Origin of the sequence: Pseudomonas sp. Q1-7 (assembly GCF_028010285.1) — a bacterium.
Taxonomy (GTDB): domain Bacteria; phylum Pseudomonadota; class Gammaproteobacteria; order Pseudomonadales; family Pseudomonadaceae; genus Metapseudomonas.
In genome coordinates, this window is record NZ_CP116304.1 from 1,111,529 (window position 1) to 1,135,462 (window position 23,934).

The following is a 23,934-nucleotide window of genomic DNA, read 5'->3' on the forward strand; positions in this document are numbered from 1 at the left end:
CCTGCTGTTACTGCTCGCTGGGCAGGTGGCGGGGCGTCCCGGGCCGGGGCGCGCGCGGACCGGCTAGCATGCCTTGACGGGCTGCAAAGTGCCAGCACGACCGACGAGCGTCGTTTGCCCTCCCCGGCGCATTCCGGTAGCTTTGCCGCACGCGCGTGGGAGCGCCTGTTCCCTGAATTGTCGCTTCCCCGCCTTATCCCACTTTCGCTACAGCACCAAGGTCAGTCATGGCTCAATACGTCTACACCATGCACCGGGTCGGCAAAGTCGTGCCCCCGAAGCGTGAGATTCTCAAAGACATTTCCCTGTCCTTCTTCCCGGGCGCCAAGATCGGCGTGCTCGGCCTGAACGGCGCGGGCAAGTCCACCCTGCTGCGCATCATGGCCGGGGTTGATACCGAGATCGACGGTGAAGCCCGCCCGATGCCGGGCATCAAGGTCGGCTACCTGCCCCAGGAGCCGAAGCTCGACCCCACCAAGAGCGTGCGTGACATCGTCGAAGAGGCGGTGGGCGAGATCAAGCAGGCCCAGGCCCGTCTGGACGAGGTCTACGCCGCCTACGCCGAGCCGGATGCCGACTTCGACGCCCTGGCCGCCGAGCAGGCCAAGCTGGAGGCCATCCTGCAGGCCGCCGACGGCCACAACCTGGAACGCCAGCTGGAAGTCGCCGCCGATGCCCTGCGCCTGCCGGCCTGGGATGCGAAAATCGAACACCTGTCCGGTGGCGAGAAGCGCCGCGTGGCCCTCTGCCGCCTGCTGCTGTCGGCCCCCGACATGCTGCTGCTGGACGAGCCGACCAACCACCTGGACGCCGACTCGGTGGCCTGGCTGGAGCACTTCCTCCACGACTTCCCCGGCACCGTGGTCGCCATCACCCACGACCGTTACTTCCTCGACAACGTCGCCGGCTGGATCCTCGAACTGGACCGTGGCCACGGCATTCCCTTCGAGGGCAACTACTCCGGCTGGCTGGAATCCAAGGCCAACCGCCTGGCCCAGGAAGCCAAGCAGGAAGCCTCCCATGCCAAGGCCATGAAGGCTGAACTGGAATGGGTGCGCCAGGGTGCCAAGGCGCGTCAGTCCAAATCCAAGGCGCGCCTGCAACGCTTCGAGGAAATGCAATCGCAGGAATTCCAGAAGCGCAGCGAAACCAACGAGATCTACATCCCCGCGGGCCCGCGCCTGGGCGACAAGGTCATCGAACTGCACAACGTCACCAAGGGCTACGGCGACCGCGTCCTGATCGAAGACCTGTCCCTGAGCATTCCGAAGGGCGCCATCGTCGGCGTGATCGGCGGCAACGGCGCGGGCAAGTCCACGCTGTTCCGCATGCTCACCGGCAAGGAGCAGCCGGACTCCGGCACCATCGAGATCGGCGAAACCGTGCAGATCGCCAGCGTCGACCAGAGCCGCGACAGCCTGGAAGGCACCAAGACCGTCTGGGAACAGGTTTCCGACGGTTTCGAGCAGATCCGGATCGGCAGCTACGAAGTCCCGTCGCGCAGCTACGTCGGCCGCTTCAACTTCAAGGGCGCCGACCAGCAGAAGTTCGTCAAGGACCTCTCCGGTGGTGAGCGTGGCCGTCTGCACCTGGCCCTGACCCTGAAGCAGGGCGGCAACGTGCTGCTGCTCGACGAACCGTCCAACGACCTCGACGTGGAAACCCTGCGTGCGCTGGAAGAGGCGCTGCTGGACTTCCCCGGCGCCGCCATCGTGATTTCCCACGATCGCTGGTTCCTGGACCGTATCGCCACCCACATCCTGTCCTACGAGGACGACGGCAAGGTGACCTTCTTCGAAGGCAACTACACCGAGTTCGAAGCGGACCGCAAGAAACGCCTCGGCGAAGCGGCCGCCCAGCCGCACCGGGTACGTTACAAGAAGCTGGCGCAGTAAGCGCCGCGTGACGACGGAGCCGCAAGGCTCCGTTTTCGTTTCTGGAGGCTCGATGAAAGGATTCAACCACTATCTGCTCTGGCTCTCGACCCTGGCGCTGTTCGGGGTCTGTGGGCTGTACTTTTCCTTCTATCCCTCTGCGGCGTGGAAGCTCGGGTCGGTGCTCTGCGCTCTGCTGCTGGGTGGCGGGCTTTACGCCTGGCTGGCCTGGCGCGAGCGCTTCGTCAGTCTGTTCGGGCTGGAGACCGCGTCCGCGCGCTGGCAGTTGCACCTGACCCTGGGCCCGCTGCTGGTGCTGGTGGTCTGGGGTGTCCTGCAGGTGCCGATGGCGGCGCTCTATACCCAGTGGCTGGGCGAGGATGCCGCGTTCAGCGCGCGGGTCCTGGGCAAGGAGCAGGGCGGCCTGGGCTGCGAGTTTCGCGTGGAGCTGGTGCTGGACGCCGCCGCCATGGGGGTGGGCGTCTGCGTATCCGAAGCCGTCTGGTTGTCCTTACCGGAACGCGGCGCGGTGGTCATGCGCGGCAAGCGCAGCAGCCTGGGGATCAGCCCTCGGCAGGTGCTGCGGGAGTCGGGCCAGTAAGTGGGCGCCGAGCCCGCGAGGCGCAACTCCCAGGGCGCTTCCCCACGGCGTTGGGCTTTGTGCGGCCTCTGATTGTTCTTGGTGCGTTATGTGTCGCGTCTTGGTGCGCCTGTATTCCGCTTTATTGGCGGCTATTTATATTCTGCGCACCAAAAAGATTCATAAATGCGTCATTTCGCCCTATCGAGGTGCTGACATGGCTTGGTAGAGTCTCGGGCCTCGAATTGTTCACAAAAGAAGAACTGGTGAGAAACATGACGCAATCCGTCGACGCATTCCTGCTGCGCCTGAAGCAGCGCGACCCCGACCAGCCCGAGTTCCATCAGGCCGTGGAAGAGGTGCTGCGCAGCCTGTGGCCATTCCTTGAAGCCCATCCGCAGTACCTGGAGGCCGGCATCATCGAACGGATCGTCGAACCGGAGCGCGCCGTGCTGTTCCGGGTGCCCTGGGTCGACGACCAGGGGCGGGTGCGGGTCAACCGGGGTTTCCGCGTCCAGATGAGCAGCGCCATCGGCCCCTACAAAGGCGGCCTGCGCTTCCACCCCTCGGTGAACCTCGGCGTGCTGAAGTTCCTCGCCTTCGAGCAGGTCTTCAAGAACTCCCTGACCTCCCTGCCCATGGGGGGCGGCAAGGGCGGCTCGGATTTCGATCCCAAGGGCAAGAGCGATGGCGAGGTGATGCGTTTCTGCCAATCCTTCATGAGCGAGCTGTACCGCCACATCGGCGCGGACCTGGATGTGCCGGCCGGCGATATCGGTGTGGGCGCACGTGAAATCGGTTTCCTCTTCGGCCAGTACAAGCGCCTGTCCAACGAATTCACCTCGGTCTTCACCGGCAAGGGCCTGGCCTACGGCGGCAGCCTGATCCGTCCGGAGGCCACCGGCTACGGCTGCGTCTACTTCGCCCAGGAAATGCTCAAGGGCATCGGCCGCGATGTCGACGGTCAGCGCGTGGCGATTTCCGGTTCCGGCAACGTGGCCCAGTACGCAGCACAGAAAGTGATGGAGCTGGGGGGCAAGGTGATCTCCCTGTCCGATTCCGAAGGCACCCTGTTCGCCGAGGCCGGCCTGAGCCTGGAACAATGGGAAGCGCTGATGGAACTGAAGAACCTCCGTCGTGGCCGTATCAGCGAGCTGACCGGCCCGGGTCTGCGATTCATGCCCGGCCAGCGTCCCTGGTCGCTGCCCTGCGACATCGCGCTGCCGTGCGCGACCCAGAACGAACTGAACGCCGAAGACGCCCGCGCGCTGCTGGCCAACGGCTGCGTCTGCGTGGCCGAAGGCGCCAACATGCCGTCGACCCTGGAGGCTGTGGATATCTTCCTGGAGGCCGGCGTGCTCTTCGCGCCGGGCAAGGCCTCCAACGCCGGCGGCGTGGCCACCAGCGGCCTGGAAATGAGCCAGAACGCCATGCGCCTGCACTGGACCGCCGGCGAAGTGGACCAGCGCCTGCACGGCATCATGCAGAACATCCACCATGCCTGCGTCAGCTATGGGCAGGAGAAGGGGCGGGTGAACTACGTCAAGGGCGCCAATATCGCCGGCTTCGTGAAGGTGGCCGACGCCATGCTGGCCCAAGGCGTGGTCTGATGGCCGAACGCTGAACCTGTGGGCGCGATTTCAATCGCGAAAGCAGCCCGCAAGGCTGCCCTGCGGACTCGACGAGGGTAGCGGTGCTGCCCAATCGCGAATGAGTTCGCTCCTACAACAGGCTCCCGTCAGCCCTTGACGCACACCACCTGGCGCAGCGTGTGCACCACTTCCACCAGGTCGCGCTGGGCGGCCATCACGGCGTCGATATCCTTGTAGGCCATGGGGATCTCGTCGATCACGTCCTTGTCCTTGCGGCATTCCACGTGGGCGGTGGCGCGGACCTGGTCTTCCACGGTGAACAATTTCTTCGCCCGGCCGCGGCTCATGCTGCGGCCGGCGCCATGGCTGCAGGAGCAGAAGGCCTCTTCGTTGCCCAGGCCCCGGACGATGAAACTCTTGGCGCCCATGGAGCCGGGAATGATGCCCAGCTCACCCCGCTGCGCCGACACCGCCCCCTTGCGCGTCACCAGCACCTCGCGACCAAAGTGCCGCTCCTTCTGCACGTAGTTGTGGTGGCAGTTCACTGCTTCCAGGCTGGCCTCGAAAGGTTTCCTGATCACCCTGCGGGCGGCTTCTATCACCGCCTGCATCATCAGGGCGCGATTCTGCCTGGCGAAGTCCTGGGCCCAGCCCACGGCTTCCACGTAGTCGTCGAAATGGCGGCTGCCCTCCTCGAAATAGGCCAGGTCGCGATCCGGCAGGTTGGCGAGGTGTTGCCGCATGTCGGCCTGGGCCAGTTCGATGAACAGGGTGCCGATGGCATTGCCGACGCCGCGCGAACCGCTGTGGAGCATGAACCAGACGCGGTCGGCTTCGTCCAGGCAGACCTCGATGAAATGGTTGCCGGTACCGAGGGTGCCGAGGTGGTGGCGATTGTTGGTTTTCTCCAGGCGCGGGTACTTGGCCGTGATGGCCTTGAAGCGCCTGGCCAATGGTCGCCAGGCCTGGTCGGCGGCATCCGGCACGTTGTCCCAGGCGCCCTGGTCGCGCCTGCCGAAGGTCTTGCCGTGGGGCACGGCGCGCTCGATGGCGCTGCGCAGACCGTGGAGGTTGTCCGGCAGGTCCGACGCGCGCAACGAGGTGAGGGCGGCGATCATGCCGCAACCGATGTCCACGCCGACCGCAGCGGGGATGATGGCCCCGACCGTGGGAATCACACTGCCGATGGTGGAGCCCTTGCCCAGGTGAACGTCGGGCATCACCGCCAGGTGTTTGAAGATGAAGGGCATCTTCGCGGTGTTGATCAGTTGCTGGCGGGCTTCCTCTTCCACCGGGACGCCCTGGGTCCAGAGGTGGATGGGCTTACCGCCGGCCACTTCCAGCAGTTCCGGGACGTTCGGTTTCATCGGCATGGCCTGGTGGGTTGTGAATGACATTGTGCGCCCGTTCCGCCGGGGCGAGCGCGCATCTTACCGGCGGAGCGGCTGCCGCAGGATGGGTTGCGGTACGAAACCCATCAACCATTAGCTATCTGTACCGGCAGAACACAGGCTCTGCCCATCCTGGGATTGCGGCGCCATTCACCTGCAAGCTGTGCCGGTGAGGATCAGGTGATCAGCCCCTAGGGCACTCAGACGCGCTTTTCCTTCGTGAATGAATTCGCGACGGGAAAGTGTCAGGTGGTGGCCGCCAGCGCCTCGAGGAAGCTTTCCAGCACCAGGTGTGGCCGGCGTCCCTTGCGGGTCACCGTGGACAGCGACAGGTCATAGAAGCGGGTCGCCGGCTTCAACGCCCGCAGGCGGCCCTGCTGTACCCAGAAGGTGGCGTAGTGGTCCGGCAGGTAGCCGATGTAGCGTCCGGTGAGGATGAGAAAGGCCATGCCCTCGCGGTCCGAGGCGCTGGCCGTGCAGTTGAGCACCTGGTAGTGCGCCTGGATGTCCGCCGGCAGGCGGAAGGTGGGGGCGATGGCGTCCTGCTGGTTGAGGCGCTCGTCGCTGAGCTGGGCGTCGTCCACGTAGAACAGCGGGTGACCCACGGCGCAGTAGAGCAGCGAGCGTTCGTCGTACAGCGGCTGGTACTCCAGGCCGGAGAGGGCGGCGCTCTGCGGCACCACGCCGACGTGCAGGCGGCCGTCCAGCACACCTTGCTCCACCTCGCTGGGCGGCGTCATGCGGATGTTGATCCGCACGTCCGGGCCAAGGGCCTTCAGGCGCGACAGCGCGTGGGTGATGCGCATGTGCGGCAGGGTCACCAGGTTGTCGGTGAGGCCGATGTTCAGTTCGCCGCGCAGGTGCTGGTGCAGGCCGTTGACCTCGGTGCGGAAGGTTTCCAGCGCCGCCAGCAATTGCATGGACGAGTGGTACACCTCGCGGCCTTCCTCGGTCAGGGCGAAGCCGGCGCGGCCGCGCTGGCACAGGCGCAGGCCGAGGCGTTGCTCCAGGTCGCTCATCTGCTGGCTGATGGCCGAGCGGCCAATGCCCAGCACGCTCTCGGCGGCGGAGAAACCGCCGCATTCCACCACGCTGCGGAAGATGCGCAGCAGGCGGATATCGAAATCGCTGACCTGCGCCAGCGGCTCGGGGCGGCGGGTGCTCATGGTTTAGTGGCCTCTAACCTAAAGATTTGAAAAGTTGGATTTTCGTGACTTTATGCCCGTGGCAATGTCGACATCAAGCAGCCCGTCGTTCCCAGAACAAGACACCTTCGAGGCCAGACATGAACATGCCGCAGAACGCCCAGCTTCCCCTCGCCAGCCAGCTCAAGCTGGATGCGCACTGGATGCCCTTCTCCGCCAACCGCAACTTCCAGCGCGACCCGCGCCTGATCGTCGCCGCCGAAGGCAGCTGGCTGATCGATGACCAGGGCCGCCGCGTGTACGACAGCCTCTCCGGCCTGTGGACCTGCGGTGCTGGCCACTCGCGCAAGGAAATCCAGGACGCCGTGGCCAGGCAGCTCGGCACCCTCGACTACTCCCCGGGCTTCCAGTACGGCCACCCGCTGTCCTTCCAGCTGGCCGAGAAGATCGCCAACCTCACCCCCGGTGAACTGAACCACGTGTTCTTCACCGGCTCCGGCTCCGAGTGCGCCGACACCTCCATCAAGATGGCCCGCGCCTACTGGCGCCTGAAGGGCCAGCCGCAGAAGACCAAGCTGATCGGCCGCGCCCGTGGCTACCACGGCGTGAACGTGGCCGGCACCGCCCTGGGCGGCATCGGCGGCAACCGCAAGATGTTCGGCCAGTTGATGGACGTCGACCACCTGCCGCACACCTTGCAACCCGGCATGGCCTTCACGAAAGGCATGGCCGAGACCGGCGGCGTCGAGCTGGCCAACGAACTGCTCAAGCTGATCGAACTGCACGACGCGTCCAACATCGCTGCGGTGATCGTCGAGCCGATGTCCGGCTCCGCCGGCGTGATCGTGCCGCCCCAGGGCTACCTGCAGCGCCTGCGGGAAATCTGCGACCAGCACAACATCCTGCTGATCTTCGACGAAGTGATCACCGCCTTCGGCCGCATGGGCACCATGACCGGCGCCGAGTACTTCGGCGTGACCCCGGACCTGATGAGCGTGGCCAAGCAGGTCACCAACGGCGCCATCCCCATGGGCGCGGTGATCGCCAGCCGCGAGATCTACGAGACCTTCATGAACCAGGCGACGCCCGAGTACGCCGTCGAGTTCACCCACGGCTACACCTACTCCGCGCACCCGGTCGCCTGCGCCGCCGGCCTGGCCGCCCTGGACCTGCTGGAGAAGGAAAACCTGGTGCAGCAATCCGCCGAACTGGCCCCGCACTTCGAGAAGGCCCTGCACGGCCTGAAGGGCGCCAAGCACGTCATCGACATCCGCAACTGCGGCCTGGCCGGCGCCCTGCAGATCGCCCCGCGCGACGGCGACGCCATCGTCCGTCCGTTCGAGGCTGGCATGGCGCTGTGGAAGGCCGGCTTCTACGTGCGCTTCGGTGGCGACACGCTGCAGTTCGGCCCGACCTTCAACGCCAAGCCGGAAGAACTCGACCGCCTGTTCGATGCCGTCGGCCAGGCCCTGCAGGGCGTCAACTGATGAGCCAGCGCCCGCAGGCCGTGCCCACTGTGCAGGTGGACAACGACGAGGTGATCGTCACCGAGTGGCGTTTCGCCCCCGGCGCGGAAACCGGCCGCCACCGCCATGGCTATGACTACGTGGTGGTGCCCATGACCCACGGCACCCTGCTGCTGGAAACTCCGGAGGGCGACAAGCACGCCCCCCTGGTGGCCGGCCAGAGCTACTTCCGCAAGGCCGGCGTCGAGCACAACGTGATCAACGCCAGCGACCACGAAGTGGTCTTCGTGGAAACCGAATTGAAATAGCGCACGGAAAACCCCCTCTCCCTCCGGGAGAGGGCTGGGGTGAGGGAAGCATCCATCGCTCCGAGCTTCCGGCGCCACCCAGACAAAAGCCCTACAAGAGACCTCACCCATGACCAGCATCCCGCACCTGATCAACGGCGAACGCATTACCGAGCAAGGCCGCACCGCCGACGTGTTCAACCCGTCCACCGGCGAAGCCCATCGCCAGGTTGGCCTGGCCAGCCGCGCCACCATCCAGCAGGCCATCGACGCCGCCAAGGCCGCCTTCCCGGCCTGGCGCAACACCCCGCCGGCCAAGCGCGCCCAGGTGCTGTTCCGCTTCAAGCAACTGCTGGAGCAGAACGAGGCGGAAATCTCCCGGCTGATCAGTGAAGAACACGGCAAGACCCTGGAAGACGCCGCCGGCGAACTCAAGCGCGGCATCGAAAACGTCGAGTACGCCTGCGCCGCCCCGGAAATCCTCAAGGGCGAATACACCCGCAACGTCGGCCCGAACATCGACGCCTGGAGCGACTTCCAGCCGCTCGGCGTGGTCGCCGGCATCACCCCGTTCAACTTCCCGGCCATGGTGCCGCTGTGGATGTACCCGCTGGCCATCGCCTGCGGCAACACCTTCATCCTCAAGCCCTCCGAGCGAGACCCCAGCTCCACCCTGTTCATCGCCGAGCTGTTCCATCAGGCCGGCCTGCCCAAGGGCGTGCTGAACGTGGTCAACGGCGACAAGGAAGCCGTGGATGCGCTGATCGAAGCGCCGGAAGTCAAAGCCATCAGCTTCGTCGGCTCCACCCCGATCGCCGAGTACATCTACACCGAAGGCGCCAAACGCGGTAAGCGCGTGCAGGCCCTGGGTGGCGCCAAGAACCACGCCGTGCTGATGCCCGACGCCGACCTGGACAACGCCGTCAGCGCACTGATGGGCGCCGCCTACGGCTCCTGCGGCGAGCGCTGCATGGCCATCTCCGTGGCCGTGTGCGTGGGCGACCAGATCGCCGACGCCCTGGTGGACAAGATCGTCCCGCAGATCGAGGGCCTGAAGATCGGCGCCGGCACCAACTGCGGCCTGGACATGGGGCCGCTGGTCACTGCCGCCGCCCGCGACAAGGTGGTCGGCTACATCGACGACGGCGTCGCCGCGGGTGCCAAGCTAGTGGTGGACGGCCGTGGCTACCGCGTGGCCGGCCATGAAGACGGCTACTTCGTCGGCGGCACCCTGTTCGACCACGTCAAGGCCGACATGCGCATCTACCAGGAAGAAATCTTCGGGCCGGTACTCTGCATCGTCCGCGTCGGCAGCCTGGAAGACGCCATGCAGCTGATCAACGACCACGAATACGGCAACGGCACCTGCATCTTCACCCGCGACGGCGAAGCCGCCCGCCTCTTCTGCGACGAGATCGAAGTGGGCATGGTCGGCGTCAACGTACCGCTGCCGGTCCCGGTGGCTTACCACAGCTTCGGCGGCTGGAAGCGCTCCCTGTTCGGCGACCTGCATGCCTACGGCCCGGACGGCGTGCGCTTCTACACCCGCCGCAAGGCCATCACCCAGCGCTGGCCGCAGCGCGCCAGCCACGAGGCGGCGCAGTTCGCGTTTCCCAGCAATGGCTGAGTGATGCGTTGAATGAAAAAGCCCCGGCACGTGCCGTAATGCTGTTCACATAAGCATTTGAGCTGCAGCCGAGGCTCCCCGAGAATCCGATGCCAGACCTCTGGCATCGGATTTTTTATGTCCTTTCAACAGCAGTTGCTCGACCTGGGCGAGTTGTTCAACTTCTCCGACTTGAGCACCTTCACCCAAAACATCCCGATCGAGTGGGTGGCCTCGGCGCTGGACCTTTCTGCCCAAGCCACCATCCGCCGCCGGCGCCTGCCCAGTGATCAGGTGCTCTGGCTGGTGCTCGGCATGGCCTTGTTCCGCGACGAGCCGGTCCATGAGGTGGCGCGGCGCCTGAACATCTGCGCCCAGGGTCTGGCCTCCGACCACCTGCTGGCCAGAAGTGGGGTCACCGAGGCACGCAAACGGCTGGGGGCCGATCCGGTTGAATGGCTGTTTCGCCAGACGGGTCAGCAATGGGGGTGTGAGCGCTATGACGGCGATACCTGGCAGGGCCTGCAGGTGTTGGCGGTGGATGGTGCACTGCTGCGCACCCCGGATACACCCGAACTGCGGGAGCATTTCGGCTCTGGCAATACCGCCACCGACCGTCAGACGCCGTTCCCCATGCTGCGGCTCGTGGCCCTGATGAATGTGCGCTCGCACTTGATTCTGGATGCCCAGCTGAGCCCATACCGGCGCAGTGAAATGCGTTTGGCCGATGCCTTTGTGCAGCAGATTCCCGACCATTCGGTGACCTTGTTCGACAAGGGGTTCTGGAGCGCCGACTTGCTGTTGGGGTTGAACAAGGGCGGTGACCACCGACATTGGTTGATCCCGGCCCGCCAGGGCCTAGTCAGCGAGGAAGTGACGCGTTATGGCAAAGGGGATCGCCTGTTGCGCATGAAGGTGTCGCCCCAGGCGCGAAACCGTAACCCGAACCTACCCACGCACTGGGAGGTGCGCGAGGTCAGCTACGAAGTCCAGGGCAAGGTAAAAACCGTTCTGACCTCGCTGCCGGCCGAGCGCTACAGCGCCAAGGCGGTCGCCACACTGTACCGGGAGCGCTGGGAGATCGAACTGGGTTTCCGGAACATCAAGAGTTCCCTGCAGCAGAATGCGGTGACCCTGCGCAGCAAGGTCAAGGCGTTGGTCTACCAGGAGGTCTGGGGATTGTTGCTGGCCTACAACATCATCCGCCGTGAGGCCGGTCAGGCGGCAGTCGCCTTCGGCCGCTCACCCGCCGACATCCGCTTCAAGCCGGTGGCTCACTATATCGCCGTGCAATTGATCGTGATGGCGGCGGCCAACCCGATTTCGGCCACGGGCCGCCGCCTGTCGGAGTTGCGAGCCGGTATTGGCGGGCTGTTTCTGGATCACCGCCCCAAGCCATCAAGACCCAGGACGGTAAAGATTTCCAAGACCCGCTACCCGGTGGACCGCAAGGCTGCTCCGCTTAAGTGAACAGCATTACGGCACGTGCCGGGGCTTTTTTGTTTGGGCGTATCAAGTGTTCGAGCGGGCGAAATCGATGATCGCCTGGATCGCGGCGCGCGCTTGCGGGCTGTTGTGCCAGCAGGTCGAACCCATCATCTGCGATATCTGCTTCGTCAGGTCCGCCGCCTCGCAGCCGGCCAACTGCTCCAGGGCGCTGAATCCAATCTGCTCCAGCCGACCCACCACCATCGGGCCGACGCCTTTCAGCATGATCAACTGGGCGCGGGTTTCCTCGGGAAAGCCTACCTTGTCCTTGGTGTCCATATGGTTCTCCTTCGTTGGTCGTGTGGGGCGCTCTACACAGCACCCACCCCGTAGGATGGCGTAGAGCGAAGCGAAACCCATCACCGTTCCCCTGCACCAATGTCGATATCGTCCCCGTTCCCCGCCCAATCCGCTGGCAGGATGCCTGCTTTCACATACCGATGAAACGACGACCAGGGCCAATCGGCCACGCGCTCCACATGCCCATGCTTGCGCGGGTTGTGATGGATGTAATCCACATGCCTCTCGAAGTCGTTTTCGTCTCGGATACGGTGTTCCCAGAAGCGGCGCTGCCAGATGCCGCGCTCGCCCTTGCTCCGGCGGCTTCCGGAAATGCTTTCGCCGTGAGGCAAGGCGCGGGAGAAGCCGCTTTTGATCTGGCGCCATCGCGTGGCGTAGTCGTTGTCCCCCGGAGGCAGCGTACAGAGCGCATGCAGGTGATCGGGGAGGATCACGATGGCATCGATGCACCAGGGATGGCGCCTCATACCAGCACGAAAGCTGGTTCGGAGCAGGTCGATGCGCTCAGTGAGCAGTCGACTGCTGCGATCGGCGAGATTGAGCGTGAAGAACCAGGTCGAGCCTGGCGTGCGGTCGCGACGGTAGTTTGTCATGGGTGGCCTCCTTGCCTGTGACGCGATGGGTTTCGCGGGCTCTACCCATCCTACGGTTCGTGCGTTGAGGCGGTGTCGGGATGCTTTGCCTGATACGTCCGAAAAGGCTCGGCCTGCGGCGCGATGGGTTTCGCGGGCTCTACCCATCCTACGGTTCGTGCGTTGAGGTGGTGTCGGGATGCTTTGCCTGACAGGTCCGAAAAGGCTCGGCCTGTGGCGCGATGGGTTTCGCGGGGTCTACCCATCCTACGGTTCGTGTGTTGTGGCGGTGTCAGGATGCTTTGCCTGATACGTCCGAAGAGGCTCAGCCTGCAGCCGTAGGATGGCGTAGAGCGAAGCGAAACCCATCGCCGTGCTCAGGCGCTCACGTATCGCGGCACCTCCTCCCACGGCATCCACAACTCTCCCTGCCATTCCAACATCACCAACCGTTGCGACTGCCAACTGAGGATCACCCGGCGTGGATGAAAGTAGTGCTCGGCGTGCTGGTCGCGCAGGGTGGGGATGACCTCACGCGTCAGCCATTCCTCCAGATGCTGGCATTCGGGGTGGCCGAAGCGGATCAGTGCGTTGTAGAGGCCGGCTTCGTTGATCAGGTCGACGGATTCTTCGCTGCCGGTGGCATAGCGCAGGCGGGCGCGGCGGGTTTCGAAGGGCTTCAGGCGGCGGTGCAAGGCGTGTGGGTGGTGCAGGCCCAGCAGGCGGGCGAAGTCGTAGGCGGAGAACCAGGGTTGGTTGTCGATCATCACGCCACGCAGTGGGCGCTTGTGACGGGTGAAGAAGGTGGAGGTGTATGCGTCGTGCATGGTGGAACTCCAGTGGTTGGTTCAGGAGCTGCCACTTTCGTCGTCATCAAAAAGGTGGCAGACCACGCGGGGTTGACGAACCGGACCACTGAGCCGGCAGATCCCGAAGGACCTCCCCGCGCGGCCTGCCATAAAGGAGCGCAGTGTAGGGACTGCGCGCGTGGAGGGATGCGCGGGAAACGTACGCCGTTTCCCGCATGCCCTGTAGGCAGAACGCGCTAGTGGTATCAGGTCGTCAAACCCGGTCGCGGGATTGATCGCGACCGGGGCACCCTAGGGATAAGGCAGGGGACGAACAAGGCCTGGGAATGGCTTTCGGAAATTTCCGAGGGCAGCTTCAGCAACGAGCAGCGCCTGCGGCGCGATGGGTTTCGCGGGCTCTACCCATCCTACGGTTCGTGCGTTGTGGCGGTGTCGGGATGCTTTGCCTGAGATGCCCGACAGGCTCGACCTGCATCCGTAGGATGGCGTAGAGCGAAGCGAAACCCATCGTGCCGCCTGCTGTGCCGCTCGGGCTTTCTGGCGGCAGCGGCGCTGAGGGTATTGCTGGAGGGTTGAGGGGAGTACCGAGATGCAAGGCGGCTCACACCTTGCGCACGAACTCCGATTTCAGCTTCATCGCGCCGATGCCGTCGATCTTGCAGTCGATGTCGTGGTCGCCGTCCACCAGGCGGATGTTCTTCACCTTGGTGCCGACCTTGACCACCAGGGACGAGCCCTTGACCTTGAGGTCCTTGATCACGGTGACGGTGTCGCCGTCCTGCAGGACGTTGCCGACGGAGTCCTTGATCACTTTTTCATCGCTGGCGGCTTCTCCGGCGGCATCGGCGCTCCACTCGTGGGCGCATTCGGGGCAGATCAGCAGCGCGCCGTCTTCGTAGGTGTATTCGGAGTTGCATTTGGGGCAGGGCGGCAGTGTGCTCACGGTGTACCTCGACGTCGATGTCACGAAAAAGCCGCAGATTATATAAGGTTTTTTCGCTCAGGGCGTGTCGACGGGCTCAGGGATGCTCAGCACGCCGGCATCGGTGAAGTGACGGGTGCCCCAGAAACCGCCGCCGAGCTTGCCGCGCAGGGCATAGGGGACGTTCTGCACGGGGCCGGTGCCGGAGAAGCGCCAGGCCTGGCGCAGTATGGAGAAGGCGGAGAGGGTCACGGGCACTTCGACCAGGGTTTCACTAAAGCCTGCCAGGGTGCCGCCCTGGCTGCTGACGCCGCTGGCCAGGGGCAGGTCGTTGAGGTCCAGTTCCAGGGCGACGCCGCTGTAGTGGATGGCGCCTTCATTAGGGTTCTGCACCCGCAGCTTGAGGTTGAAGCGCATTTCCAGGCCTTCGCCGGGGATGGGCTCCATGCCGGCCAGGTCGACCTGCAACGGGTCGCGGCTGCCAAACAGGGCGCAGCCTCCGAGCAGCAGTAACAGCCAGATGAGGGCGAGGCGAGCGATGGACATGGCGATTTCCCGCGCGGTGGCCTGTCTTGAGTAAAGAACAGTGCGCTTCGGGTGTGCCCACATTTTCTGTGGAGCGTGCTGTGGATATCTTCTGGATGGATTGCGCCAGGGCCCGGTCCAGATGGGCTGCGGCGGGTTGCTCGTTTACTGCTCGAAAAAGGTGCAACCCGGCGTGCCCCGCCGTGCCGGGGATACCCACGGATTCTGTGGGGCAAGCTGTGGATAGCTTTGGGGTGGATGGCTGGAGGCCGCGTAAAGTCTGGTATTCGGCTGGGTGGTTAAATTCTGTGCAGGAGAGTTGGCCTGCTTGGGGGCAGGTTGCGATGGGCGGTTTTTCGCAAATGAGTTCGCTCCCGCGGAGGGTGGAGCTGTCGCCGTGGGTGGCCAAGGGATGCCCACAGAATCTGTGGGCGGCTCTGTGGATATCTTTGGGATAATCGCTTGGACGGCCCGTGATGACTGGCGTGGAAGCACTTGCTCGGTTTTTCGGCGTCAGTCGTATTCGGCGGCGGCGTGGTCGCCCAGCAGGCGGCGCTGTCGGGGCGTGCAGGCGGCCACCACGTCGGGGTTGAAGCGGAAGTCCAGGTAGGGCGAGAACTTCTGCGCCACCATGCGTCGGCCGTAGTGCACCTGCAGCAGATGGCGCGTGCGGTCCACGGTGCGATTGCGGCTGCCGGCGTGCCAGAGCTCGCTGCGAAACATCAGCACATCGCCAGCCTTGCACAGCACGGCCTCGGCGGTGCGGCCGCGCCAGTGGGTTTCCCCGGGGAGCGGTTTGCGACCGGAGCGGTGGCTGCCGGGGATGACCAGGGTGGGGCAGAGGTCGGCGTCGATGGCGTCCAGATACAGGTGGGCGCTGCAGATCTGCATCGGCAGGCAAAAGGCCGGGTCGGCCAGCAGGTTTTCCGGCAGCTCCATCGCCAGGTGGTCCACGTGCAGGTCGCCGCCGATGAATCCGGGGCGGCTCTGCCAGGCGGTCATGCCGATCAGGTGGCAGTCCTCGCCCAGGGCAGCCTCGGCCAGTTCGATCACGCCGGGCAGGTCGAGGTAGGGCAGCCATTCCGGCCCCCGGTTGAACACGCATTTGAAGTGGTCGTCCACCAGGCCCTGGTAGTCCCAGTGAATGGGTTGGAGCCGGTCCATCAGCGCACGCAGGCTGGCGACGCCGGTGGCATCGAGCACGCCGGGGAGGAGGGTGAAGCCCTGCTCGTGCAGGGCTGCTAGATGGGCGGCGGTGGACATGGGTTGTCCTCGTACATTCGGGGGCGGAAGCGCGCCGTCCATTGATGGGTTTCGCTTCGCTCTACGCCATCCTACGTTCAACCGGTCAGCTGTTCAGCAGGCCCTCCAGCCGGGTGCGCAACGGTTCGATCTCGTCATGCGTCAGGTCCAGTAGGAAGTCGTCCTTGAGTGTCTGGACCAGCTCGGCGGCGTCGTCGATCTTGCGGCTTTCCAGCCGGCCGTCGCGGTGGCGGCGGTTGAAGGTGCCGTTGGCCAGGGTCAGGCGCCATTCGCCGTCGCTGCGGGCGCTCATCAGCATTTGCCGGAATACGCTGTCCGGGTGCGTGGAGGTGTACCAGTTGCGCGGGATGCAATCGACCCAGGCATTCACGTCGGGGCCGAAGCGGTAGCAGGCGGCCCAGCCGGTCTCGGCGCGGAAGTTTTCCAGTTGCACCTCACCCGTGCCGTCGTACTGCGGCTGCAGGCGATAGGGCAGGTCGGCCGGCATCGGGCCTTCCAGGGGCACGGCACGCCAGGGGGTGGCGGAGCCGAAGCCGACGTCCGCCAGATACGGGCCTTCCGGCAGCAGCACCCGCAGCATCAGGTGGGACAGCATGGTCTGCGGCGCGTCCAGGGGCAGACCCCAGCGCACGCGGGCGGCCAGCAGTTCGACGCGGTAGCCGAGGGCGAGCAGCAGGCGGGCGAACAGGTTGTTCAGTTCGAAGCAATAGCCGCCGCGGCCGCGCTCCACCACCTTGGCGAACACCCCGTCGGCATCGATGTGAATGGGCCGGTCGAGCAACACGTCGACGTTTTCGAAGGCCACGCGCTGCTGGTGGGCGGCGATCAGCCGGTCGAGGCTGACGAGGTCGGTGTCCTGCGGGGCGGGGGCGTCCAGGTGCTGCAGATAGGCCTCGGCCTGTTGCGGGTTGAGCGCGTACATGCGGGGGGCTCCTTGGCGATGACGTCTGGATGCTAGCAGATGCCCAAGCGGGTCGGACGAACGGTAGTCAGGTGTCTTTCTTAATCAACATGGCATGTAAAAAATAAAGAACTGATGAGTCATGCTCATGCGCAGGTATCTCTTTCATATCAGTGCATTACGTGGGTTTTGTTGAGGCGGTGGCGTCGTCATCCCGTCGATTTTTTTGCTCAATGGCGTTGTTATTGTTTGACATATTTTACGTCTTTGGCAGACTGCGCCTCCGTGGTACCCGCCTGCTTCGCTCGGCACCGGGCCTCTGCGCGTCAATAACAAAAACTCCGTCAGCCGAGGTGCCCGTCCATGGCGCCCGGCCCCGACGGGCGTGCCTCTGGAACAAGAACAAATGCTGATCTGGTTTGTTGCGGTATACCTGCTGATCACCGTTGGTGTCGGTTTCTACGCTTCCACGCGTGTCAAGAACTCCAAGGACTTCGCCGCCGGCGGCCGGAGCATGTCCTTTCCCCTGGTCGCGGCGATGGTGTTCGCCACCTGGTTCGGCTCGGAGGCCGTTCTGGGTATCCCCGCGACGTTCATCGAGGAAGGCTTCGCCGGGATTGTCGAAGACCCCTTCGGTTCGTTCGGTTGCCTGATGCTGGTGGGCCTGGTGTTCGCCCGCCCGCTGTACCGCATGAACCTGCTGACCATCGGTGACTTCTTCCGCAAGCGCTTCGGGCCGCAGGTGGAAACCCTCACCAGCCTGGTGATCATCGGTTCCTACCTGGGCTGGGTGGCCGCGCAGCTCACCGCGCTCGGGGTGGTGTTCAACGTGCTCTCTGACGGTTCCATCACCACCACCCAGGGCATGCTGATCGGCACCGCCATCGTGCTGCTCTACACCCTGTTCGGCGGCATGTGGTCCGTGGCCCTGACCGACTTCATGCAGATGATCATCATCGTCGTCGGCCTGGTGTACCTGACCTGGCTGATCGGCGACATGGCCGGTGGCGCCGATGTGGTGATCAGCCACGCCGCCAGCGAGGGCAAGCTGACCTTCATGCACAGTTTCGAGCCGAGGGACATCGTCGCCTTCGTCGCCGCGGCGGTGACCATGATGTTCGGCTCCATTCCGCAGCAGGACGTGTACGCCCGCGTGATGTCGGCCAAGACCGAGAACATCGCCGCGCGTGCTTCGATGGCGGGTGCCGTGTTCTACCTGTCGTTCTGCATGCTGCCGATCTTCCTGACCTACGCCGCCTCGCTGATCGACCCGGCCATGGTGCAGAAGTGGCTGGCCGAGGATGCGCAGATGATCCTGCCGCACCTGATCATGGAGCGCACGCCGCTGTTCGCCCAGGTGATGTTCTTCGGCGCGCTGCTGTCGGCCATCATGTCCACCGCCTCGGGCACCCTGCTGGCGCCTTCGGTGACCTTCACCGAAAACATCCTCAAGCGCTTCATGCCGGACATGACCGACCGCCAGTTCCTGCTCGCCATGCGCGTGAGCGTGGTGGGCATGACCGTGGCCACCTCGGTGTTCGCCCTGTACTCCGACGCCAGCATCTACGAGATGGTCGGCAACGCCTACAAGGTGACCCTGGTCGCCGCCGTGGTGCCGCTGTTCGCCGGCCTGTTCTGGAAGCGCGCCACCACCCAGGGTGCGCTGATGGCGATCGCCTTCGGCCTGCTGTCCTGGAGCTATCTGGAGGCCACCTACGTCGACACCGACTTCTGGCCGCCGCAGCTCGCGGGCCTGCTGCTCAGTGCCCTGGGCATGTTCCTCGGTTCGCTGCTGCCGCAGTTCGTGCGTAGCCGCCGCGAGAGCCTGGAGCCGGCCGCGGCCTGATCCGTCCCGGCATGAAAAAGCCCCGCCAAGTGCGGGGCTCTTCTTTGGACGGGAAGCAGGAAAGTAATGGCGAGTCAGGCCACCAGTTCAACGAAGCCGCGCAATACGGTGAGGCCGACGAACAGGGTCATGGCGATGGCGCTGCCGCGGGGCAGTTCGTCGCAGAGGCCCTTGTAGTTGATGGGGCCGAGGAAGAGTTTCGGCCAGCAGGCGAAGGCGGCGCAGAGGGTGATCAGCGAGAGCGCGGCGAGGCCGGCGGAGAGGTCGAAGGGGTCGTCGGAGAAGATGCAGCTGACGGGGATGGCAACGGCGAGGGTGAGCCAGCCGCCGGTGACCAGTTTTTCCCCTCGGGTTCGCGCAATGGCGTGGGCGCTTTCGCGGGCCATCTGAGGATTCCTTCTCTGACTGCAGGCTGAGACTGCCGCGCATTCTCCCCCCGCCCTTTCCAGGGCGCAAGACAGTGGGGCCCGCCCGCGTGACGGGCCCCGCTGTCCTCAGAAGTGCACCTTGGCCAGCAGGCTGAAGGTGTTCTGGTCGGTGCCGCCGAGGAGGTCGTCGCCGAGGAAGCTGTTGTCGTCGATGGCGTACTTGTTCTTCCAGTAGTCGTACTCGATACCGACGTAGACGTGCTTCGCCGCGCTCCAGCCCATGGCCTTGCCCAGGTCGTACTTGATCTGCGGGTTGAAGTGCAGGTTGGCGTGCAGGTCGTTCGGGCGGTCGGAGGTGGCGTCCTTGTTGTTCCACACCCAGTCCATGAAGCCGTCGATGAGGATGTCCGAGTTACCCACCGCAAGGGTGTAGGACCACACCGGGGTGACCTGCCACTGGCCGGACGGGTTGCCGGTGATGCCGTCGGGCTTGCGGTAGTAGAGGTTCAGCTGGAAGTAGTCGAAACCGGGGAGCGCGAGGTCGAAGCCCGGGCCCAGCAGGTAGTTCTGGTTGCGGTTCTCGCCGCGCTCGTAGGTGGCGGCCAGCAGCACGTCGCTGATGGGGCCGAATTCCAGCTTCTGGTCGAAGACCTTGCCGAAGGACAGGCGCGGGGAGATTTCACCGTAGTAGGTGTTCTTGCCCAGGTTCGGGTCTTCTTCGCCGTTGTAGTTGATCTGGTCGACGAAGATGAACAGGTCGCCCCAGGTCCAGCCGCTGGCGTGTTCGTAGGTGAAGGTCTGCTGGGTGTCCGGGTTGATCTTGAAGTCCTGGCCGTAGAGGTAGGTCAGGCTGTTGTCCTGCCACAGCAGGGGGCCGTCGGCCAGGGTGGTGCCGGCCGCCAGCAGGGTGCCGGCGAGCGTCAGGGAAGAAAGGCTGCGATTCATCAGGGTTCCAATGGTCGTTGGCAGTTTCCATCTGCGTGGAAATTCGACTGCCTGGTCAGGCCGCCTGCGGGTTGGACAGGGGCGGGGCGCGGGATTATCGGGTGTGGACGAGGTTTTTCAAGAGGCAAGGGGCTGTCGCGGCCGGATGCTGACAGTCGGTCCCTGGCGCGGGTGGGTGGCAGTCGTTCGGCCCCCGAAGTCCGCCGTCCGTCCGACGCCCTGCGGGGCGATCGCCCGGGGCGTCCGCGCGGGGCAACTCCCATGCCATTCGACGGCACCCGCTCTGCCTCGCGGGGCGGCGGGAATTCGCCCCAACCCGTCACCGCCGGGCGCCGCCGGCAATCTGGGGACATATCCCCAGATGTGGGGAAAAAGTGGGGAAGACAGGGGAGAGGGCCACCCGCTTGTGGTTCGGTGGTCGCCGAACGGTAGGGCCGCCCGGGACGGTGCCTGGGCTATAAATACCTGAGCCTGCGCGGGAAGTGCCGGCCTGGCCGACGGCGTTTCTGCACGCTTGCCCGCGCGCGCCACCGGCTTTCCCGTGCGCACGATGATCCAGGGCCTTTGTGCCGCCATCGGCATCGACAGCCGGGAAAACACCGGCACCAACGTGCACTTGACCTTCAAGGTCACGGCAGGGGGATAAGCAGCTATGGGCAACAGCATTCTGATCGTCGAAGACGACGAGATCCTGGCCGACAACTTCTGCACCTACCTGCAGCGGCGGCAGTTCGACGTCATGGTCTGCGGCTCCGCCGAAGAGGCCTTGCCGATCATCGAGGCGCAGCACCCGGACCTGGTGCTCACCGACTACTGCCTGCCGGGCGTGAGCGGTTGCGAGCTGATCAGCCGCGCCCGCGCGCTGGATGAACAGCTCAAGGTCATCATGATCACCGGCCACGGCAACGTGCAGGGCGCGGTGGAGGCGATGAAGGCCGGCGCCAGCGATTATCTGACCAAGCCGGTGGCCCTGGCCGAGCTCAAGCTGGTGGTGGACAAGGTGCTGGAGGCGCGCCGCCAGGAGCAGCGGCTGTCCTTCTACCAGCAGCGCGAGGCCCAGGACTCCGGGCTGGCCGGACTGATCGGCGATTCCGAGCCCATGTGCAACATGAAGGACATGGTGCGCCAGGTGCTGGCGGCCGAAGAGCGCATGGCCGGCGAGGACCTGCCGGTGGTGCTGATCGAGGGCGAAACCGGCACCGGCAAGGAACTGGTGGCGCGCGCCCTGCATTTCGACGGTGCGCGTCGCAAGGGGCCCTTCGTCGAGTTCAACTGCGCGTCGATTCCCTCGCACCTGCTGGAGGCCGAACTGTTCGGCCACGAGAAGGGGGCCTTCACCGACGCCAAGGACCGCCGCGTCGGCCTGGTGGAAGCGGCCGACGGCGGCACCCTGTTTCTCGACGAGGTGGGGGAGATCGACCTGCTGCTGCAGGCCAAGCTGCTCAAGCTGCTGGAAGACCGCACCATCCGCCGCCTGGGCTCGGTGCGCGAACGCAAGGTCAACCTGCGCATCATCAGCGCCACCAACTGCAACCTCGAACAGATGGTCCAGGAGGGTAAGTTCCGCCGCGACCTGTTCTTCCGTCTGCGCATCATCACCATCAAGGTGCCGCCGCTGCGCGCCCGTGGCGACGACATCCTGACCCTGGCCGAGCACTTCGTCGCCCAGCACGGCAAGCGCTACGGCAAGCCGGGGCTGCGCTTCAGCGCCGACGCCCGTGCCGTGCTCAAGGGCTACAGCTGGCCGGGCAACGTGCGCGAGCTGCGCAACATGCTGGAGCAGACCGTGCTGCTGGCGCCGGGCAATCTCATCGGCCCGGAACAGCTCACCATCTGCCGTGGCCTGCTGGCCGGCGCCGGTGTGACCGAGGCGGCTCCGGCCACGGCGGGCGGTGCGCTGGGTGTGGAAGACGAGAACATGAGCCTGTCCGACGCCGAGCGCGACATGGTGGTGAAAGTGCTGGGCAAGACCGACTGGAACATCTCCAAGTCGGCGCGCATGCTCGGCCTGACCCGCGACATGCTGCGCTACCGCATCGACAAACTGGGCCTGGAGCGGCCCGACCGCCAGCAGCACTGAGCCTCGCCCCGGGGATTTCCCCGACCAAGGGTGGGGTTTCCCCCATGGAGGAACTTTCGTCCCGATCTAGACTCTGGGAAGTATCGGCCCGGGCGGGCCGAATCCGCGTTGGCGTGGAACGTGCAAGGATGCAATCGGCGGCCGCACCGGCCGCCGTCCGATCTCCTGACAGGGGAGCAGCCGCAGTGTCGAAGAAAGTACTGATAGTCGACGACGAAGAAATCCTCGCCGGGAATTTCCGGACCTACCTGGAAATGCTCGGTTGCGAGGTGCAGGTCGCCACCAGCGGCGCCGATGCCCTGCGGACGGTCCTGGGCTTCAAGCCCGACCTGCTGGTGCTCGACTATCGTCTGCCGGACATGACCGGCTTCGAGGTCTACGATGCCCTGCGCACCCTGCACAGTTGCGAGGCGGTGCTGATGACCGCGCATCCCAGCATCGAGGTGTGCAACCGCGCCATCGAACGCCATATCGACGTCATCCTGCTCAAGCCCTTCCCCCTGCACGAACTGGGCAATGTGGTGCTCCACGGCCTGCCCGCCGGCACCCCGCGCGAACAGCCGGCGTCCGCCGAACAGCCGGACCAGGTGGAGCGCCGCCGGGGCGGCGAGGTGAGTTTCCCGCTGAAACTCTACGATGGCGCCTGGGTGCTCGCCGACCGCCGCCGTCCCGTGGCCGACACCGACGTGCCGTTGAAGCAGGTCACGAAAGGCAGTTGAACCTGCCGGTTCGGCAACAAGCGCAGGCCAGGGCCTGCGCTTTTTCGTTGCTCGCGCAATTACTGGATGCTCGATGCCAGCTCGAAGATGGGGATGTACATCAGGATCACGATGACCCCGATGATCAGCCCGATGAAGGTCATCAGCAGTGGCTCGAACAGCCGTACGAACCATTCGATCCAGCGACTGGTTTCCTCGTCGTGGAAGTCGGCGGTGCGCTCCATCATCGCGCCGAGGTTGCCGGACTGTTCGCCCGCCCGCAGCATGCGCAGCGACACCGGCGTCGCCAGGCCGTGCTCTTCCAGGGCGCGGGACAGCGCCTGGCCTTCGCGGATGCGCGCGGCGGCCTGGTCCAGGCGTGGACGCGAGGCGGCGCCGAGCAGGCCACGGACCATGTCGATGGCGGTGAGGATGGGGATGCCGCCCTGCAGCAGGATGCCCAGGGAGCGGTAGAAGCGCGCCAGCTCGTACACCTGGATGCGTTCGCGGATCGCCGGCAGGCGCTCCACCTGGCGGCCGAGGGCGCGCCTGACGCGCTCCTGGCGCAGTAGCAGCACCAGACCGACCAGCGCCAGCGTGGCGCCGCCGAACACCTCGGCCTGGTGCGAATGGAGGAACAGCCCGCTGTGCAGCAGCACCCGCGACAGCCAGGGCAGGTTCGAACCCAGCCCCTCGAACACCAGGCTGAAGCGCGGCACCACGTAGCCCACCAGGAACAACAGCACCCCGCAGCCGACGAGGAACAGCAGCACCGGGTACACCGAGGCGCTGACGACCTTCTGCCGCACCTCATCCATCCGCGTGCGGTAGGCCACGTAGCGGCCCAGGGCATCGCCCACCGCGCCGGTCTTCTCGCTGGACTGCACCAGCGCCACGTAGAGCGCCGGGAACACCGCCGGGAACTGCGCCAGCGCCTGGGACAGCGACTTGCCCTCGTAGAGCAGCCGCACCAGCCCGGCCAGCACCTTGCGCGCCTGCGGGTCGGTTTCCTTCTCGGCCAGGCTCTCCAGCGCATCGATCAAGGCCAGGCCGGCGTTCAGCAGGGTGGTCAGTTCCTGGCTGAACAGCAGCAGTGGAAAGGCCTCGCGCCGCCGCCAGCCCCGCAACGACCAGCCGCGCTCCGGCTCCAGGGCCAGCACCCGCAGGCCCTGGGCCTCGGCCTGGCGGCGGGCGTCGTCCTGGCTGGCCGCCTCCACCACCAGCGCCACCACCCCGGCCTGGGGGCGCAGCGCCTTCACCTGGAAGCGCATGGCGC

Annotated in this window: 22 protein-coding genes; 10 read left to right on the forward strand and 12 right to left on the reverse strand. The window is 65.3% G+C overall.

The window, feature by feature from the left end; genetic code table 11:
- The first annotated feature begins 227 nt into the window (after window positions 1–227).
- The 3 genes from ettA to gdhA all read left to right on the forward strand — a co-directional run bounded on the left by ettA (window position 228) and on the right by gdhA (window position 4,064).
- A complete protein-coding gene (gene ettA, locus PJW05_RS05135) occupies window positions 228–1,895 on the forward strand; it encodes an energy-dependent translational throttle protein EttA (protein ID WP_271410662.1) in 1,668 nt (555 codons plus the stop codon).
- Window positions 1,896–1,947: 52 nt separating this feature from the next.
- Complete coding sequence (locus PJW05_RS05140) at window positions 1,948–2,475, forward strand: hypothetical protein (RefSeq protein ID WP_271410663.1); 528 nt, start codon at window positions 1,948–1,950, stop codon at window positions 2,473–2,475.
- Window positions 2,476–2,729: 254 nt separating this feature from the next.
- Entirely contained in the window at window positions 2,730–4,064 is a 1,335-nt protein-coding gene (gene gdhA / locus PJW05_RS05145) for an NADP-specific glutamate dehydrogenase (RefSeq protein ID WP_271410664.1), read from the forward strand.
- Window positions 4,065–4,192: 128 nt separating this feature from the next.
- On the opposite strand, the gene PJW05_RS05150 is transcribed toward gdhA, so the two are convergent.
- Both PJW05_RS05150 and PJW05_RS05155 read right to left on the reverse strand, forming a co-directional pair.
- Window positions 4,193–5,413 (reverse strand): RtcB family protein, encoded by a 1,221-nt coding sequence (locus PJW05_RS05150; protein ID WP_271412171.1) that lies wholly within the window; start codon window positions 5,411–5,413, stop codon window positions 4,193–4,195.
- Between the two features lie 269 nt (window positions 5,414–5,682).
- Window positions 5,683–6,603 (reverse strand): LysR family transcriptional regulator, encoded by a 921-nt coding sequence (locus PJW05_RS05155; RefSeq protein ID WP_271410665.1) that lies wholly within the window; start codon window positions 6,601–6,603, stop codon window positions 5,683–5,685.
- A gap of 119 nt (window positions 6,604–6,722) precedes the next feature.
- On the opposite strand from PJW05_RS05155, the gene PJW05_RS05160 reads away from it, so the two are divergent.
- The 4 genes from PJW05_RS05160 (at window position 6,723) to PJW05_RS05175 (ending at window position 11,411) form a co-directional block, all read left to right on the forward strand.
- The gene (locus PJW05_RS05160) at window positions 6,723–8,069 is read left to right on the forward strand and encodes an aspartate aminotransferase family protein (RefSeq protein ID WP_271410666.1); all 1,347 of its coding nucleotides are present in this window, start codon (window positions 6,723–6,725) and stop codon (window positions 8,067–8,069) included.
- The gene (locus tag PJW05_RS05165) at window positions 8,069–8,356 is read left to right on the forward strand and encodes a cupin domain-containing protein (protein ID WP_271410667.1); all 288 of its coding nucleotides are present in this window, start codon (window positions 8,069–8,071) and stop codon (window positions 8,354–8,356) included. Before PJW05_RS05160 ends, PJW05_RS05165 begins: the two co-directional genes overlap by 1 nt.
- Before the next feature lie 109 nt (window positions 8,357–8,465).
- A complete protein-coding gene (locus PJW05_RS05170; protein ID WP_271410668.1) occupies window positions 8,466–9,962 on the forward strand; it encodes a CoA-acylating methylmalonate-semialdehyde dehydrogenase in 1,497 nt (498 codons plus the stop codon).
- A 117-nt stretch (window positions 9,963–10,079) separates the two neighbouring features.
- A complete protein-coding gene (locus tag PJW05_RS05175; RefSeq protein ID WP_271410669.1) occupies window positions 10,080–11,411 on the forward strand; it encodes an IS4 family transposase in 1,332 nt (443 codons plus the stop codon).
- 42 nt (window positions 11,412–11,453) lie between these two features.
- Here PJW05_RS05175 and PJW05_RS05180 read toward each other — a convergent pair whose 3' ends face one another.
- The 7 genes from PJW05_RS05180 to PJW05_RS05210 form a co-directional block, all read right to left on the reverse strand.
- A complete protein-coding gene (locus PJW05_RS05180; protein ID WP_271410670.1) occupies window positions 11,454–11,708 on the reverse strand; it encodes a helix-hairpin-helix domain-containing protein in 255 nt (84 codons plus the stop codon).
- 80 nt (window positions 11,709–11,788) lie between these two features.
- Entirely contained in the window at window positions 11,789–12,322 is a 534-nt protein-coding gene (locus PJW05_RS05185) for an REP-associated tyrosine transposase (RefSeq protein WP_271410671.1), read from the reverse strand.
- Window positions 12,323–12,678: 356 nt separating this feature from the next.
- Window positions 12,679–13,128, reverse strand: a complete 450-nt coding sequence (locus tag PJW05_RS05190) for a BRO-N domain-containing protein (RefSeq protein ID WP_271410672.1) — start codon at window positions 13,126–13,128, stop codon at window positions 12,679–12,681.
- Window positions 13,129–13,711: 583 nt separating this feature from the next.
- Complete coding sequence (locus PJW05_RS05195; RefSeq protein ID WP_271410673.1) at window positions 13,712–14,053, reverse strand: zinc ribbon domain-containing protein YjdM; 342 nt, start codon at window positions 14,051–14,053, stop codon at window positions 13,712–13,714.
- A 57-nt stretch (window positions 14,054–14,110) separates the two neighbouring features.
- Window positions 14,111–14,578 carry an LEA type 2 family protein gene (locus tag PJW05_RS05200; protein WP_271410674.1) on the reverse strand — a complete coding sequence of 156 codons (468 nt, stop codon included), beginning with the start codon at window positions 14,576–14,578 and terminating at the stop codon, window positions 14,111–14,113.
- 492 nt (window positions 14,579–15,070) lie between these two features.
- Complete coding sequence (locus PJW05_RS05205; RefSeq protein ID WP_271410675.1) at window positions 15,071–15,820, reverse strand: phytanoyl-CoA dioxygenase family protein; 750 nt, start codon at window positions 15,818–15,820, stop codon at window positions 15,071–15,073.
- Between the two features lie 85 nt (window positions 15,821–15,905).
- The gene (locus tag PJW05_RS05210) at window positions 15,906–16,742 is read right to left on the reverse strand and encodes an arylamine N-acetyltransferase family protein (protein WP_271410676.1); all 837 of its coding nucleotides are present in this window, start codon (window positions 16,740–16,742) and stop codon (window positions 15,906–15,908) included.
- A 385-nt stretch (window positions 16,743–17,127) separates the two neighbouring features.
- Here PJW05_RS05210 and PJW05_RS05215 point away from each other — a divergent pair, with 385 nt between their 5' ends.
- Window positions 17,128–18,567 (forward strand): sodium:solute symporter family protein, encoded by a 1,440-nt coding sequence (locus PJW05_RS05215; RefSeq protein ID WP_271410677.1) that lies wholly within the window; start codon window positions 17,128–17,130, stop codon window positions 18,565–18,567.
- A gap of 74 nt (window positions 18,568–18,641) precedes the next feature.
- On the opposite strand, the gene PJW05_RS05220 is transcribed toward PJW05_RS05215, so the two are convergent.
- The gene (locus tag PJW05_RS05220) at window positions 18,642–18,953 is read right to left on the reverse strand and encodes a hypothetical protein (RefSeq protein WP_271410678.1); all 312 of its coding nucleotides are present in this window, start codon (window positions 18,951–18,953) and stop codon (window positions 18,642–18,644) included.
- A gap of 108 nt (window positions 18,954–19,061) precedes the next feature.
- A complete protein-coding gene (locus tag PJW05_RS05225) occupies window positions 19,062–19,880 on the reverse strand; it encodes an outer membrane protein OmpK (protein WP_271410679.1) in 819 nt (272 codons plus the stop codon).
- Between the two features lie 652 nt (window positions 19,881–20,532).
- On the opposite strand from PJW05_RS05225, the gene PJW05_RS05230 reads away from it, so the two are divergent.
- Both PJW05_RS05230 and PJW05_RS05235 read left to right on the forward strand, forming a co-directional pair.
- On the forward strand, window positions 20,533–21,960 hold the full coding sequence (locus PJW05_RS05230) for a sigma-54-dependent transcriptional regulator (protein WP_271410680.1): 1,428 nt from the start codon (window positions 20,533–20,535) through the stop codon (window positions 21,958–21,960).
- A gap of 185 nt (window positions 21,961–22,145) precedes the next feature.
- Window positions 22,146–22,679 carry a response regulator gene (locus PJW05_RS05235; protein ID WP_271410681.1) on the forward strand — a complete coding sequence of 178 codons (534 nt, stop codon included), beginning with the start codon at window positions 22,146–22,148 and terminating at the stop codon, window positions 22,677–22,679.
- Between the two features lie 59 nt (window positions 22,680–22,738).
- Here the strand turns inward: PJW05_RS05235 and PJW05_RS05240 are convergent, their stop codons facing one another.
- Window positions 22,739–23,929, reverse strand: a complete 1,191-nt coding sequence (locus tag PJW05_RS05240; protein ID WP_271410682.1) for a type II secretion system F family protein — start codon at window positions 23,927–23,929, stop codon at window positions 22,739–22,741.
- Window positions 23,930–23,934 lie beyond the last annotated feature (5 nt).